This is a genomic window from Paenibacillus solani, from assembly GCF_050475945.1.
Taxonomy (GTDB): Bacteria; Bacillota; Bacilli; order Paenibacillales; family Paenibacillaceae; genus Paenibacillus_AQ; species Paenibacillus_AQ solani_A.
The window spans coordinates 59,947-74,064 of record NZ_JBCMXJ010000024.1 but is presented as its reverse complement, the minus strand read 5'-3'; the positions used below and the strand labels follow the sequence as shown (position 1 = coordinate 74,064).

Genomic DNA, 14,118 nt, shown 5'->3' with positions numbered 1-14,118 from the left:
CAGCGGGATGGTCACCTGCAGCTTTGGCAATTGCACCTTGCAGGAAGCCGCCAGCATCGAAACCGCCCGTCAATTTACCCCAGCCTGCCGTCATCCATTCATAACCGATATAAACCCGGATGAAGGTCAGAAGCCACATTGCAATTTTGTTATTTCTCAGCCAGTTGTTAAACATATGAACCACTCCTTAGTTGAGTTAGATTGTAATTTTGATGAACAGGTTGGAAGCTAAGTTGCTAATCTTGTTTAAAACCGTCGATGTTGTCGATTCTTGTTGTCTTGGGAAGTGATCACCTTCTCTATGTCTTTATTATAAGTGAAAATTTTCACATTACACGTGATAAATATCACAAAGTTGTGAACTTTCCAGCATTATCCTCGGTCATGGCGAGTATTTGCCTGTCTGGTCAAGGAATCTGGAGCCATAATCCAAGAGGGGCACGGGATAATCATTCCTCTATTCCATCCTTTGTTTGTACAGACAAAGCAAGGATTTTGTGATTAAATGGAGTTTAAAGTTGGAAATAAGATTGGCAATATAGGGTAAGCGGTCTGGAATATTAGGGTAATAAGTATTGGGAGTATTAGGGGGAAACGATATGCAAAGCAAAGGGTCTTTCAGGAAAATGGCATGGAGGACAAGCTTGTTGTCCATAGCAGCGGTTCTACTGCTGTCCGGATGCAGCGGGGGGAAACAGCAGGTGGAGCCGACTCCGCCAACCGAGGTGGAGGCACCGATTGATGAGCCGGTAGAAGTGCCAGAAGAGAGTACTTCTTCTCTATATCAGGCGCCTTTAACTGGCATGCCATTAGAAGAATCACTGTCACAGAGGCCACTGGCCGTTATGATAAATAATGCACCTGCCGCCAGGCCCCAGTCGGGTTTGGGACAAGCCGATATGGTGTATGAAGTTCTCGCGGAGGGAGGCATCACTAGACTGATAGCTATCTATCAGAGTCATAGCGGGATTGAGAAGATTGGACCGATCCGCAGCATTCGTCCGTATTTGATCCGTCTTGGCGAAAGCTATGGCGGTGTGCTGGTACATGCAGGCGGCAGCCCCGAGGCGTATTCCATCATTCAGAAGCAGGGCAAGCAGGATCTCGACGAGATTGGGAACGCCGGTGCCTATTTCTGGAGAGATAAGGACCGCAAAGCACCGCATAATTTGTATTCGAGCGATGAGAAGCTCCGCGAAGGAGCGGTGAAGCTTAATTATGGAAACGACGTAAAGGTGCCGCAATATCCATTCTATTCGGAGACAAGCGCGGCTAGCGTCGATGGGGCAGAGGGCACTGAACCTTTGGAGATTGTTTCCGGTGACCCTGCAGAAAAGGTAGAAATCAAATTTTTACTGAACAATTATATCGTGGGTTATGAGTATGACGGCTCATCCAATACGTACAAACGGTCGATCAACGGATCGCCGCATGTGGATCTGAATGACAATACACAGCTTGAGGCAGCGAATGTGATTGTGCTCGGCGCGGATCATAAGGTTCTTGATGATGTAGGCCGGTTGGCCGTGAACGTGGAAGCAGGCGGCGAAGCGATGCTGTTTCAGCGTGGAGAGGTCATCCATGGACAGTGGGTCCATGCGGCAGATGATGCGATCCGCTTCGTGAAGGACGGTAAGGAAGTCCCGCTGGTTCCAGGAACGACATATTTTAACATTGTGCCTAATGATCCTTCGTTTGATAGTCATGTGACCATCTCGAATCCTTGATATAAGGGAAGGTAAATCTGGGTACATTTTGGAATAATATGTACGTATCCGGAGATGTTAATAGGCAAGGAATGGTCAGGGCATCCATGCTACTTCTTTTTTGTGAGTTTCTTACATTTTTGAATGTTACTTTTCTATACACACCCTGCCGTGATGTGATAAGATAGTCAAGGTTGTCTATCTTTATTACAGCGTTCGCGGCAATTTATCCAAAAAAGGGGTTAAGAGTATGAAGTTGAAGAAAAAGGATATATTCTTCCAAACGCTGGAGAATATGGCCGATACGGTGGTACAAGCCGCAGATTATTTTTCGCAGCACGTTTCCAATCTTCAAGATGTGCTTGAATTTGCCAATGAAATGAAAAAATACGAGTCCCAGTGTGATACCTACACGCATACCATCATTACTGAGCTCAACAAAACGTTTATCACGCCAATCGAACGCGACGATATCATGGACCTGACAACCAGCATGGACGATGTGATGGACGGATTGGAAGCTACGGCATCCCGCTTCTATATGTACAATTTGGGGAAACCTGACGAGTACATGGTACAGTTTGCCGAAATTCTGCGTCAATCGGCTTACGAAATTCAGAAGGCCATTCATCTGCTCTCGCAGAAGAAACTTCTGGCTATTCGTGAGTACACGATCCGCTTGAACGATCTGGAGAACCAAGGCGACGAGCTGCTGCGCATCTGCATCAAGGATCTGTTCGCTACCGTCTCTGACCCGATTCTGCTGATCAAGAAAAAAGAGATTTACGAACGTCTTGAGACGACCACGGACACCTGCGAAGACGTGGCAAATATGCTGGAATCCATCATTATGCGCAACTCGTAAGGGAGTCTTTGAACAATGGATACAACGATGTTAGTATTAGTGATTGTTGTTTTTTTGGCGCTTGCATTTGACTTCATTAACGGGTTTCACGATACGGCGAATGCCATTGCGACGTCGGTATCCACCCGGGCTCTGAAACCGCGAGTAGCGATTCTTCTTGCAGCCAGTATGAACTTTATCGGTGCGATGCTGTTCACTGGAGTTGCCAAGACCATCGGAGGCAGTGTCGCTGACCCTACCACGCTGGATAACGGGATCGAGGTTGTTATTGCAACATTGCTTGCAGCCATCATCTGGAACCTGGTTACCTGGTGGTTCGGACTTCCTTCTTCCTCATCGCATGCTCTTATTGGGGCTTTGGCAGGTGCGGTATTTGTCGGAGCAGGAAGTGACAAGTTGAATTATGCCGGATTTACGGATATTGTCTTGGCGTTGATCCTATCACCGATTATCGCATTTGTGATCGGTTATCTGGTGATGCAGCTGCTGAAGATTATTTTTGCCAAGCGGAGTCCGCATACGGTAAACAAAGGCTTCCGCACCATGCAAATCTTCACTGCAGCACTGCAATCCTTCACGCATGGTACCAACGATGCACAGAAGGCGATGGGTATCATCACGTTTGCGCTGGTAACCTCTGGCCAACTGACCGAGATGGAAGTACCGCTCTGGGTTAAAATTTCGGCAGCGACCGCAATGGCCCTCGGAACGTCCGTAGGCGGCTGGAAGATTATCAAGACCATGGGTACCAAAATCTTTAAAATCGAGCCAATCAACGGGTTCGCCGCTGATTTCTCGGCTGCATCCGTCATCTTCTCGGCAACGCTACTGCATTTGCCGATCAGCACGACACATGCGATTACTTCGGCGATTCTCGGCGTAGGATCGGCTAAACGCTTTTCCGCCGTTAAATGGTCTCTGGCAGGGCGCATTGTTGTGACTTGGTTTATTACGATTCCAATTACGGCTGTACTGTCAGGAGTCATCTTTAAAATATTCTTCTAAACATGAATCACTACACATAGAGAATGGATAGTTGTGGGGCCAATCAGGAAACGATTGGCTTTTTTTGTGTAATAAAAGATATAGCTCATGAGAAAGGAGATATTCTATCATGATTCGGACGCTGGCTATAACACCAAACCATGAGATGGTCACCGGGCTATCGCTTGAGGATATGCGCATGGAGGATTATGCCTGGATCTGGGCAGACTTCAACAATCCAACGCCGGAAGAAGCACAGAAGCTGGAGAGTTATTTTCACTTTCATCCACTGGCGGTGGAGGACTGTCTGCATACGCTGCAGCGGCCTAAGATGGATTATTACGAAGGAATGCAGTTCTTTGTTCTGCATGCGCTTCAGTCGGATACGCTCCAGGCTGTTGAGGTGGATTTGTTCCTGTCCGAGGCGTTCGTTGTCTCCTTTCACCAGCAGCCGCTGACCGAAGTGGATGAGGCATGGGAGCGTATCGTGTTGGCTGCTGATAAGAGGGCGCTGGGGAAGGACGGTCCGAGCTTCACGGCGTATACCATTATGGATAAGCTGGTTGATCAGTATTTCCCAAGCCTCTTCACTATCGAGGATGAGCTGGCAGATCTGGAAAGCCAAGGGGAGAAGGATTCAGTAGAGATTCTGATGAACCAGGTGTTTGCCCTGCGGGCAAGGCTGCTCCGCCTGCGGCGGACGGTTGTGCCGATGCGGGATCTGATGTACCGGATCGTGAATTCACAGCATTTGGAGCATCATAAGCACCATGCCTATTTTTCCGATATATATGATCACCTGCTGAAGCTAGCGGACATGATCGAAGCCGACCGTGAGATGACGGCCGATCTTCGGGACAGTTACATCTCTGTGAACTCAGACCGGATGAATACGATTATGAAAACCTTGACGGTCATCACAACCATCTTCATGCCGCTTACTCTGATTGCCGGGATTTATGGGATGAACTTTGTGAACATGCCGGAGCTGCACTGGCATTATGGGTATTATTTGGTGCTGGTCCTGATGTTCGTGCTTGGCGCGGGCATGGTCGTGTGGTTCGTGCGCAGGGGCTGGTTTAAATGAGGGACCTTTCATGGGGAAAACTCTGCGCCAGTCCAGCGTCGGAGTGATTTCCAGGCTTACAATTGATGCTTGGATTACCTGTAAAAAGGCGATCAGATTAGCGTAGAAGCTGGCATGAATCTATGGGCTCTATGCTCATTAACTATCGTTTCTTGTTCCTCCTTAAGGGGTAAAGGCTTGCTGAGGAGGGACGGCATATGAAACTCAGGCTCAAACCACATCACAAGAAGCGTTCATCGCATCAACCAGATGGGCCATTGCGTTCCCGGCTGCTTCGCTTTGCAAGGATAAGGAAAAGAAACACAAATCGCAAGCTCGCTGTCACGAATCGTTATGAGGTAGGCATGGTCATCAGCGAGATCTTGACAGGCTTGTTGTTTATTGCTGGGAGTATTCTGATGTTCTATCCCCAGATGAAGAGAATTCCGACTGTTCTGTATTTGTTAGGCAGTATTACGATGCTGCTGCGTTCCGGTCTGCGGGGATCCTATTGGTTCCAGTTCAAATCACATAAACATGCCGATTCTGCTGATACGGATTCTGAAGGAGACTGGACACGTTGAATGGATATCTGATATGAACGAAGAGTAGACTCCAGTCCTCAAAGATAGACTGGAGCCTGCTGCGTGATGTATGTTCTTGCCCTGCATACATATGGTGTGTATGAACGCAGCTGCGTTCAGGCGTCAGGGCAGGCTGACAGAGCCGCTAGCAATCCCGTGAGATGGGGGCATTTCATCATAGGCTATCGGCGGCGTCTATTCTTGGAGGAGCCGGAGGTCCTGCGCGTACCAGACCGGCGTCTGCTTCCAGAGGAGCGGCGCCTTCTCGGCTTATATTCATAGCCGTCGTCAAGGTCAGTATGGTTAGCTGAAGATCCACCGCCGCCTTTCTTCTTGCCGAGCACGCCTGCCAGCACGGAGAACATGGGGGCAAGCTGCTGGAAGCCCTGCACCACTTTTTGCACCTTGCCGATGTTGTTGACGATGCCGTCAATGCCTCCCATCTTGTCGATGAGGCCCTTGATGTCGTTCATATTGTTGACCCCAAGCCCGCTGAGAAGCTTGCCTATTCCGCCTCCGCTGCCACCGCCCCCTCCCAGGAGACTTGCCAGGCCCCCGCCACCGCCGGAATTTGTGGATGGGGCCAAGGCTGAAGCCGAGGCCTCCGGATCAGAAGCCGTGTCGGTATAAGGATACAATGCAGTTTCGCCGACATCGGAATAATCGTTGTATGGAGCAATGCCAGGGTATGGCGATGGCGTCTGCGGCGGTGATTCATACTCACTAAGTGAGCGAGTGGAGGCGGGGCGGCGATGATAGTAGTGTGAATGACGAGTCATGATATCACTTTCCTTTTTGAGTTAAGATACAATACTGTATGATACGGGCGGGCGATGGGTTTAGGCGAATATCCCGATTTTCGGGATAGGAGCGGAATCGGGCGATAGCCCAGGAGACTTGTAAGCGTCTTTTGCCGGGTGAGATGAGCTGGACCGTGACGAAGGGCCCAAGGGAATGGTCGTCCTGTAGCGCGTGAAATCGTTAATGCTTGAAAATACTATATCCGCTCGGGTACAATGAGAGTGCAAGTGTTATACACAGTAACAATAGGGGATGATCATTCAGTGCAATTAAAGAAGCTAAATGATAAAAGCATCGATCAATTATTCGAAGCGATACTTACTCTGGGCAGCGTAGAAGAATGCTATGTATTCTTCGATGATCTCTGCACCGTGAACGAAATCCAGTCCTTGTCACAGCGGCTAGAAGTAGCGCGTATGCTTGGCAAGGGATGCACATACAACCAGATTGAAGCCGAAACGGGAGCAAGCACGGCAACCATCTCGCGTGTGAAGCGCTGCCTGAATTACGGCAATGACGGTTATAAAATGACGCTGGAGCGCCTGGGACGATAAGTTATGATGAAGCCGGGTGTGCTGGTCATTAGCCATGGTTCACGTGAACGGAAATGGGTATCGCTGGTGGACGAAGCCGTGAAGCAGATGGCATCATACTTAGATATACCGGTCGTATCTTCATATCTGGAATTGGTAGAGGGCCGTCTGATTCAGGACGGCATCACGGCCTTGGAAGACCAGGGTGTCACCGACATTGTGGTCATTCCGTTATTTGTTTCGTCCGGCAGCACGCATGTCGATGAAATCGCTTATGCTATAGGAGCAAAGGCAGCGCCGGACATGGATACGGACCTGGCACCATTCAGGGTCCGTTCCCGGGTTCATTTTGGTACACCGATTGATGATGATCCCGAGATTGCGTGTATGGTGTGGGATAAGGTAAGAGAGCTGTCGGTTAACCCGGAGAAGGAGGTTATTCTTCTCGTTGGGCATGGCAGCAGACATGATCTGTTTCGCCGCCGCTGGGAAAAGGGTATTAACTCATTGGCACGGCGAGTTAGCGAGGTAAGCGGTATAAGCGCGGATTATGCCTTACTCAGTCCCGGCGATATGCGGGATAAAGTAACAGCATGGATGGAGCGCGGCTGCGAAGTAATCGTGGCTCCGCTTTTTTTGAGTGAGGGATATTTTACGGAGAAGGTAATCCCTGACCGACTCGAGGGACTGGAGTGCCGTTATTCAGGCCGAACCCTGCTTCCACATCCGCTGCTGCCGCAGTGGATGGAGTCACAGGCGAAGCTTCTTCTTAAATCCTTGAAAACATAAGTAGGTGGCGTATCGTTCATGAGAAATGCAAGGTTAATCTATAACCCGACCTCCGGCCGGGAGGAAATGAAGCGTCGGCTTGCTGATATATTGCACCGTCTGGACAGTGCTGGAATTGAGACTTCCTGTCATGCCACAACCGGAGAAGGGGATGCGACCCGTGAAGCGGCAGATGCCGTTGAACGCGGGTATGATCTTGTCATCGCCGCCGGTGGCGACGGTACGCTCAATGAGGTCATTAACGGAATGGCCGGCAAGGATAATCTTCCGCCACTGGGTATTTTTCCGCTGGGAACAACGAATGATTTTGCACGCGCACTCGGCATCTCGAGAAATTGGGAGGAGTACTGCGATCAGGTGATTCGAGGCGAGACGCGTCCGATTGATGTCGGCAAAGCGAATGACCGTTACTTCATTAATATTGCGGGCGGTGGCACGTTGACCGAGCTCACATATGAGGTGCCTAGCAAGCTGAAGACAGTGATTGGGCAGTTGGCGTATTATTTGAAAGGGATTGAGAAGATGGTCAGTCTCACGCCACAGGAGCTCATCATTAACGCCAGCGGTCATCAGGCTATCCATGATGAATTCATGGTGTTCCTTATTGCCAACAGCAACTCGGTCGGCGGTTTCGACAAAATCGCACCGGGCGCGAGCATTGATGACGGCTTGCTCGATGTCATTGCCTTGCGCAAATGCAATCTTGCGGAGTTCGTTCGCGTAGCAACGCTTGCTCTGCGTGGCGAGCATATTAATGACAAGAAGATTGTGCATTTCCGCACCGACTATATGGAGGTTGTCTCTCCGGGACAGGTTCAGCTGAACCTGGACGGTGAGTTCGGTGGCGTTCTGCCGGGTACATTTAGTGTGCTTCCGCATCATATCCGGATTTTTGGCTGAGTTAAGGCTTTACGGGGATGGATAGCATTGGCAGTGCCCGGAATTCAGTGGTGGGCGATCGATTGGTGCTGAATATCTTTCTCAGACCAACCCTAAGGGTCGGTTAGGCAGGCGAACCGTGTGATGAGGTGTGTGGAGATAAGTGGGTTTATTCAACATTCCCCGGTTCGGCTCTTGTCTATTGTAAGGAAATGAATGGATTTACAGCTTGGATGGATTGAATAAGATACAGGGCTCCCGTATAATGATGGACGTGAGCTTTGTACGATAAGCTCCCCAAAGGGAGCTTTTTGTTGTTTATATGATATAAGTTTTTTGAGATTTAATGCTGCAAGTGAAGAAAGCTAACGGAAGCGCTATTCGGCATTTATGGATGGAGCTCCGATGGGGAATATAGAGTAGTAGTAAGCGACAAGTTGAACGGAAAGAAGTGAACAGCACATCATGAAGAAGAACCGCAAGGGAAGCGGCCCGCATCGCGGCAGCAAGCCGGCCAGTTCGGCAGCCCTACTAGACCTGCCGGTGGCGAAGAATGACGAGGTTGTCATCGATATTATCGGGATGAACCATGACGGGGAAGGAGTAGGCCGGGCCGAAGGCTACACCCTGTTCGTTCCGGGAGCCCTGCCAGGCGAGAAGGTCAGGGTGAGGGTGCTCAAGACCAAGAAGCAGTACGGTTATGCCAAGCTGATGGAGCTTGTTCAGGCCAGCTCTGATCGGATCGCTGCGCCTTGCCCAATCTATGATCAATGCGGCGGCTGCCAGCTGCAGCATATGAGTTATGCCGGGCAACTTGCGTGGAAGCGCCAGTTGGTCGTGGACAACCTGGAGCGAATCGGGAAGCTGCGGGTCGTGCGTGAAGCGGCAGGCGCTGTAGAGACGCGTGTGGGCGATGGACAAGATGCTGACCATTCAGATCAAGAAGGAATTCTGGTTCGTCCTGCGCTCGGCATGAGCGAGCCTTGGCGTTACCGCAACAAGTCCCAGGTGCCTATTGGCGTGACGGAAGGCGGCCTTGTGGGCGGCTTCTACGCCCGCGGCAGCCATCGGATCGTGGACATGGAGACCTGTCTTATACAGCACGAGCAGAATGACGAGGTTGTCAGTCGCGTTAAAGCTATTGGACGGAAGCTGGGCATCACTGCTTATAACGAAGAGACAGGTCAAGGCCTGCTTCGTCATGTGGTGGTTAAGATTGGTTTTGCGACCAAGGAAATGATGATTGTACTCGTCACCAATGGCGAGCGGATTCCGCGCGTGAACGAATGGATCTCGACTATCCGTGAGGAACTCCCGGTTGTCGTCAGCATCTGTCAGAACGTGAACACACGTAAAACGAATGTGATCTTCGGTGATGTAACCCGTGTATTATGGGGGCGTGAAGTCATCCATGACTATATCGGCGACGTGAAGTTCGCCATTTCAGCGCGATCCTTCTATCAGGTGAATCCTGCTCAAACCGAAGTGCTGTACGGTAAGACGGTGGAGTATGCCGGATTAACTGGGGAAGAGACCGTGATCGATGCCTATTGCGGCATCGGAACGATATCTCTGTTCTTAGCCCAACATGCCAAGAAGGTGTATGGGGTCGAGATCGTGAAGGAAGCGATCGAGGATGCCCGCGCGAATGCAGAGCTGAACGGCATGACCCACGTGGAGTTCGAGGTCGGTGCGTCCGAGGATGTCATTCCACGCTGGAAAGAGCAGGGCATCGAGGCAGATGTTATTGTGGTCGATCCCCCGCGTAAGGGCTGCGATCCGCGTCTCTTGGAAACGATCCTTGAGATGAAGCCAGAGCGGGTCGTGTACGTGAGCTGTAATCCGTCCACGCTGGCACGGGATTTGCGGGTGCTGGAGGATGGCGGGTATCGTACGGTTGAGGTAACGCCGGTGGATATGTTCCCGCATACGGTGCATGTGGAGAGTGTGGCGTTGCTACAAAGAAAAACTATATAGAATTCCTTAGTAAATTAAAGAGGTTCCATAATTTTTAGACGTTCAATTAAAATGAGCGTCTTTTTTTATGCTTAAGAATGAAAAGTAGAGGTGAACTATTACCGAACTAACATTAGGAAGTTATTCGATGGAATTGGTGTATTTCCGTTTGCAGTCTCTCGTTACGGAATAACGCCAACATGGGCAAATGAAGTAGGGAAAGCGCCTATTTCTATTACAAAATGGCATTTCTTCAACATGTTACATCTGGGGGGAGGATTACAAAAATAGATGGTGGCAAAATACCACCTGTTCGTGTCATTACATTTGGTTCTCCATGTCCCAACCGGACTTAGTCTTCCTGAATTCTGCCCATTTATAATGATTCAGGTTCAAAGAATTATGCTTGTGATTCATTATACTCACAAACCTTATGATCATATGCTGTTATTCCTTGTTTTTTTAGATGTTTGTCTCCAGTGTCGCACATTTCTTTTAATAATGGCAGGAAGGATCGTCCATAATCCGTTATCGTATATTCTACCCTGATTGGAACTTCGTCTGAGTATACGGCACGTTTAATTAGTCCATCTTGTTGCAGTTGCTTTAACTGTTCATTTAATACTTTATGTGAGACACCTTCACAAATCTTGAGTAAATCTTTGGTTCGCTTTTCTCCATATCCCAATTGATAGAGAATGATACTTTTCCATTTGCCACTTATTATATTTTGAACCACATCAAACCCTGTATTTATTTTATTCATGATAATTCCCTCCCTTACTTTCAAGTAACCTAGTAACCATAAAGTGCATTATTTTCAATTTTTTACGTTCAAGTTAATCTCTATGTCTAAACATATACATTCTATCAACTCGCCCCAATTACACATCCTATTCAAAATAGGAAGAATAGATTTTCCCCGTTCAGAAAGTGAATATTCTACTTTTGGAGGCACTTGTGGGTATTCTTTACGTATCACAGTTCCATCTGCTTCCATATCTTTTAAGATCACGCTTAATGACTTAAAAGAAATAGAAGCTATACTACGTTTTAACTCATTGAATCGCAGTACTCCAGAGCCAATAGAGAATAATCATCTTATATTTTATTTTGTTCTACAAATTCCTCATGAGTAAAACCCCATGCACACATATCTCTTAAAATACGTTCCAATGATTTTCCATGTGTTGATAAGGAATATTCTACTCTTGGTGGAACTTCCGGATAAACAACACGGGTGACTAGTCCGTCCTTTTCTAACTCTCTTAGTTGTTGCGTTAGTACGCCCTGCGTTATGTCAGGCATGAAACGTCTTAATTCGCCGAAACGTTTCGTCCCTTTTTCTAAAAGGATAAATAATATATGCGGCTTCCATTTGCCACCGATTGCTTGAAGTGCAGAAACAATTCCGTATTTTGATAGATCTTCCAAAAGAACCTTCCTCCTCTAAAATAAAAGCTTTAAGTCACTATTTCATACTAAGTACATTAATCATACTGAAGAGAAAGAAGAAAAGTGAAGGATTCTGCTTTGTATAGACAAATTCATAAAAAATAATAAAGCTGTACATTAGACGTGGCTTCATTTGTACCTTTTACCATACTAAGTATGAAAAACATGTCTACTGTTCAAGCTGAATTTTGCTCGGCATAATTGTTATAAATAATCATTCACTAAATACCATGACTTCTTTTCTACTAAAAGGGGCAAACAAAAATTTGTTAGTGAAGAAACTGGAGTTGATTACATGCCATTTGCGATTTATATTTTAGGAATTCTTATTTTTTCACAAACGACATCGGAGTTTATGGTAGCTGGAATGTTGCCCTCCCTCTCAGCTGATTTCGGGGTATCATATTCTGCCATTGGCTACCTGATTTCCGCCTATGCGTTGGGAATGATTATAGGCGGTCCATTATTAACGATTGGATTATCAAAAATCCTGCGTAAAAAGGCATTGTTAACCGTTACTATTGTATTTCTTATCGGACAAACGCTTGGTGCGATTGCTCCTAACTATGGGGTGATGATGGCCGCACGAATAATTACTGGTGTGGCTTCTGCAGCTACCTTTGGCGTGTCTATGTCGATTGCATTTCAGCTTGTTTCACCTCAAGCACGAGGAAGAGCTGCTTCCCTCGTTTTAGGAGGTTTAATGGTAGCGACTGCTGCCGGAGTGCCATTTGCGATGCTGTTTGATCAATACCTTGGATGGCGTTCCAGTTTTTGGGCAGTTGTTGTCCTGGTATTTATAGCAGCGATACTAATGCAATATTTTATTCCAAACTTAGCTTCTCAAGGACAGATGAGTCTTAAGAAAGAGCTTGAATCATTTAAGAAGTACAGTTTATGGTCTGCCTATGCTACGAGTTTACTTATTATAGGTGCTACATTTGCAGCTTTTAGTTATTTTACACCTATACTAAGCGACCTAACAGGATTCGATCCCAAAATAGTACCATTTATCCTTGCCATCTATGGAGTTGCTACGATTATTGGAAATATCATTGTCGGCAGGTTAGCAGACGTCCATATGTTGTCTACACTAACAATCGGCTTGGTTATACTAACCGTTGCCTTAGTTATCTTTGGTATCTTTGTAGAAGTTCCGGTGATTTCCGTCGCTGCTGCTGTTGTAATTGGTTTAGTGGGCGTAACATTGAACCCTGCAATGGCGACACGTGTTACCAGAGCTGCTGGTACAGGAACACTCGTAGCCACCGTCCATAATTCCGCCATTAATTTAGGTCTTTTGATAGGTTCAGCAGTAGGAGGATTGACGATTGATGCTGGATATGGACTTAGTTCTCCATTATGGGTGGGAGCTATATTAGCAATTCTCGGTTTAATATCCTTGCTACCGTTTATTCGCGGAAAAATTCCTGCTGCTAATGTTCAATAAGGATAATAATATTATCAATGGGAAACGGCTAAACGCACCACTTGATATGATCTTTTTATTACAAGTGGTGCATCTTTTATTTTTATTAAAACTTTTTCCTTGTTCTCACTCAAAAACACCCTTCGCCACACGAAGAAACTCCTTTACTGCAGGAGAAGCATTTTCAATCGATTCACAAGCAAGGGACACTACACGGCTATTTTGCATATTAAGCTTGCTGGTTTTTATGTTCTGCTGCGTCTTTAAAAATAATTCTGGACCAATGGTAATTCCCAGACCTTCCTGTACCATATTCGCAATGGTTGTACAATCATGCACTTCAAAACGAATGAAAGGTTTTATTTGTGCTTCTTCAAACAACTCCTCTACATGTGATTGATACATTCCTGTCGGCATAATAAAAGACTCATCTAGTAAATCATTCATTTCCACTGTTTCTTTGGTATGAAAACGGTGTTCGGGATGATATGCAACCACCATCTTATCTTTAATCAAAGGAACCAAATCGAAATTTGGGTTTGATTTTCCTTTTACCACAAATCCTATATCAATAATACCTGAACCCAGCCATTCTGTAATTTCTTCATAGGTCCCTTCGTAAAACTTAAATTCTATTTTAGGATGCTTCTTCTGAAATTTGGATAACAATTTAGGTAATAAACACGAAGAAGCACTTGCAAATGTACCAATACGAATGATTCCAGTTTCTAAATTAGTCACTAAGGCAATTTCTTGATGGATGCTATCCATTCTTTTTAATATTTCTCTTATATGCGGAAGGACTTTTTGTCCCACTTCTGTTAGTGTTATTCCCTTTTTGCGGTCACGAATCAATAAGGAGGTATCTAATTCTGATTCTAAACTGGCTACAGCATGACTTACTGCAGATTGCGTCATATTTAACGCATCAGCAGTTTTTGTAAAGCTTCCAAGCTCTACAACTTTTGCGATGATTTCAAATCGAACAATACTCATGAGTTATTACTCATCTCCTTAATTAGAAACATCAATTTTACTTATGCTAACACGAGACTTAAAATTAATACAACG

At 46.7% G+C, this 14,118-nt stretch carries 14 protein-coding genes and 2 pseudogenes; 10 read left to right on the top strand and 6 right to left on the bottom strand.

Features of this window, described 5'->3' with window-relative positions; all coding sequences use genetic code 11:
- Positions 1-175 (bottom strand): annotated as a pseudogene (locus ABEQ74_RS27735) (Crp/Fnr family transcriptional regulator); the annotation flags it as partial.
- A gap of 424 nt (positions 176-599) precedes the next feature.
- On the opposite strand from ABEQ74_RS27735, the gene ABEQ74_RS27730 reads away from it, so the two are divergent.
- The 5 genes from ABEQ74_RS27730 (at position 600) to ABEQ74_RS27710 (ending at position 5,205) form a co-directional block, all read left to right on the top strand.
- Entirely contained in the window at positions 600-1,727 is a 1,128-nt protein-coding gene (locus ABEQ74_RS27730) for a DUF3048 domain-containing protein (RefSeq protein ID WP_430125422.1), read from the top strand.
- A gap of 229 nt (positions 1,728-1,956) precedes the next feature.
- Positions 1,957-2,571, top strand: a complete 615-nt coding sequence (locus ABEQ74_RS27725; RefSeq protein WP_053489885.1) for a DUF47 domain-containing protein — start codon at positions 1,957-1,959, stop codon at positions 2,569-2,571.
- A 15-nt stretch (positions 2,572-2,586) separates the two neighbouring features.
- Positions 2,587-3,576, top strand: coding sequence for an inorganic phosphate transporter (locus ABEQ74_RS27720; RefSeq protein WP_430125421.1), 990 nt, complete (start codon positions 2,587-2,589; stop codon positions 3,574-3,576).
- Between the two features lie 109 nt (positions 3,577-3,685).
- Positions 3,686-4,642: a magnesium/cobalt transporter CorA gene (gene corA, locus ABEQ74_RS27715; RefSeq protein WP_430125420.1), complete on the top strand. Its 957-nt coding sequence runs from the start codon at positions 3,686-3,688 to the stop codon at positions 4,640-4,642.
- Positions 4,643-4,839: 197 nt separating this feature from the next.
- A complete protein-coding gene (locus tag ABEQ74_RS27710) occupies positions 4,840-5,205 on the top strand; it encodes a YrhK family protein (RefSeq protein WP_430125419.1) in 366 nt (121 codons plus the stop codon).
- A 182-nt stretch (positions 5,206-5,387) separates the two neighbouring features.
- On the opposite strand, the gene ABEQ74_RS27705 is transcribed toward ABEQ74_RS27710, so the two are convergent.
- Entirely contained in the window at positions 5,388-5,984 is a 597-nt protein-coding gene (locus ABEQ74_RS27705; RefSeq protein WP_430125418.1) for a hypothetical protein, read from the bottom strand.
- 285 nt (positions 5,985-6,269) lie between these two features.
- Between ABEQ74_RS27705 and ABEQ74_RS27700 the strand changes: the two genes are divergently transcribed.
- The 4 genes from ABEQ74_RS27700 to rlmD all read left to right on the top strand — a co-directional run bounded on the left by ABEQ74_RS27700 (position 6,270) and on the right by rlmD (position 10,184).
- A complete protein-coding gene (locus ABEQ74_RS27700; RefSeq protein WP_053489879.1) occupies positions 6,270-6,560 on the top strand; it encodes a YerC/YecD family TrpR-related protein in 291 nt (96 codons plus the stop codon).
- Between the two features lie 3 nt (positions 6,561-6,563).
- Entirely contained in the window at positions 6,564-7,328 is a 765-nt protein-coding gene (locus ABEQ74_RS27695; protein WP_430125417.1) for a sirohydrochlorin chelatase, read from the top strand.
- Between the two features lie 18 nt (positions 7,329-7,346).
- Entirely contained in the window at positions 7,347-8,228 is an 882-nt protein-coding gene (locus ABEQ74_RS27690; RefSeq protein ID WP_430125416.1) for a diacylglycerol kinase, read from the top strand.
- Positions 8,229-8,672: 444 nt separating this feature from the next.
- On the top strand, positions 8,673-10,184 hold the full coding sequence (gene rlmD / locus ABEQ74_RS27685; protein ID WP_430125415.1) for a 23S rRNA (uracil(1939)-C(5))-methyltransferase RlmD: 1,512 nt from the start codon (positions 8,673-8,675) through the stop codon (positions 10,182-10,184).
- Between the two features lie 379 nt (positions 10,185-10,563).
- Here rlmD and ABEQ74_RS27680 read toward each other — a convergent pair whose 3' ends face one another.
- From ABEQ74_RS27680 to ABEQ74_RS27670, 3 genes and pseudogenes are all read right to left on the bottom strand, one after another.
- Positions 10,564-10,929 (bottom strand): winged helix-turn-helix transcriptional regulator, encoded by a 366-nt coding sequence (locus ABEQ74_RS27680; protein ID WP_430125414.1) that lies wholly within the window; start codon positions 10,927-10,929, stop codon positions 10,564-10,566.
- A 54-nt stretch (positions 10,930-10,983) separates the two neighbouring features.
- A pseudogene (locus ABEQ74_RS27675) lies at positions 10,984-11,272 on the bottom strand (winged helix-turn-helix transcriptional regulator); the annotation flags it as partial.
- A complete protein-coding gene (locus ABEQ74_RS27670; protein WP_430125413.1) occupies positions 11,265-11,597 on the bottom strand; it encodes a winged helix-turn-helix transcriptional regulator in 333 nt (110 codons plus the stop codon). The pseudogene ABEQ74_RS27675 and the gene ABEQ74_RS27670, both read right to left, overlap by 8 nt.
- Positions 11,598-11,913: 316 nt before the next feature.
- On the opposite strand from ABEQ74_RS27670, the gene ABEQ74_RS27665 reads away from it, so the two are divergent.
- Complete coding sequence (locus ABEQ74_RS27665) at positions 11,914-13,068, top strand: MFS transporter (protein WP_430125412.1); 1,155 nt, start codon at positions 11,914-11,916, stop codon at positions 13,066-13,068.
- Positions 13,069-13,173: 105 nt separating this feature from the next.
- Here ABEQ74_RS27665 and ABEQ74_RS27660 read toward each other — a convergent pair whose 3' ends face one another.
- Positions 13,174-14,043 (bottom strand): LysR family transcriptional regulator, encoded by an 870-nt coding sequence (locus ABEQ74_RS27660; protein WP_430125411.1) that lies wholly within the window; start codon positions 14,041-14,043, stop codon positions 13,174-13,176.
- Between the last annotated feature and the right edge of the window lie 75 nt (positions 14,044-14,118).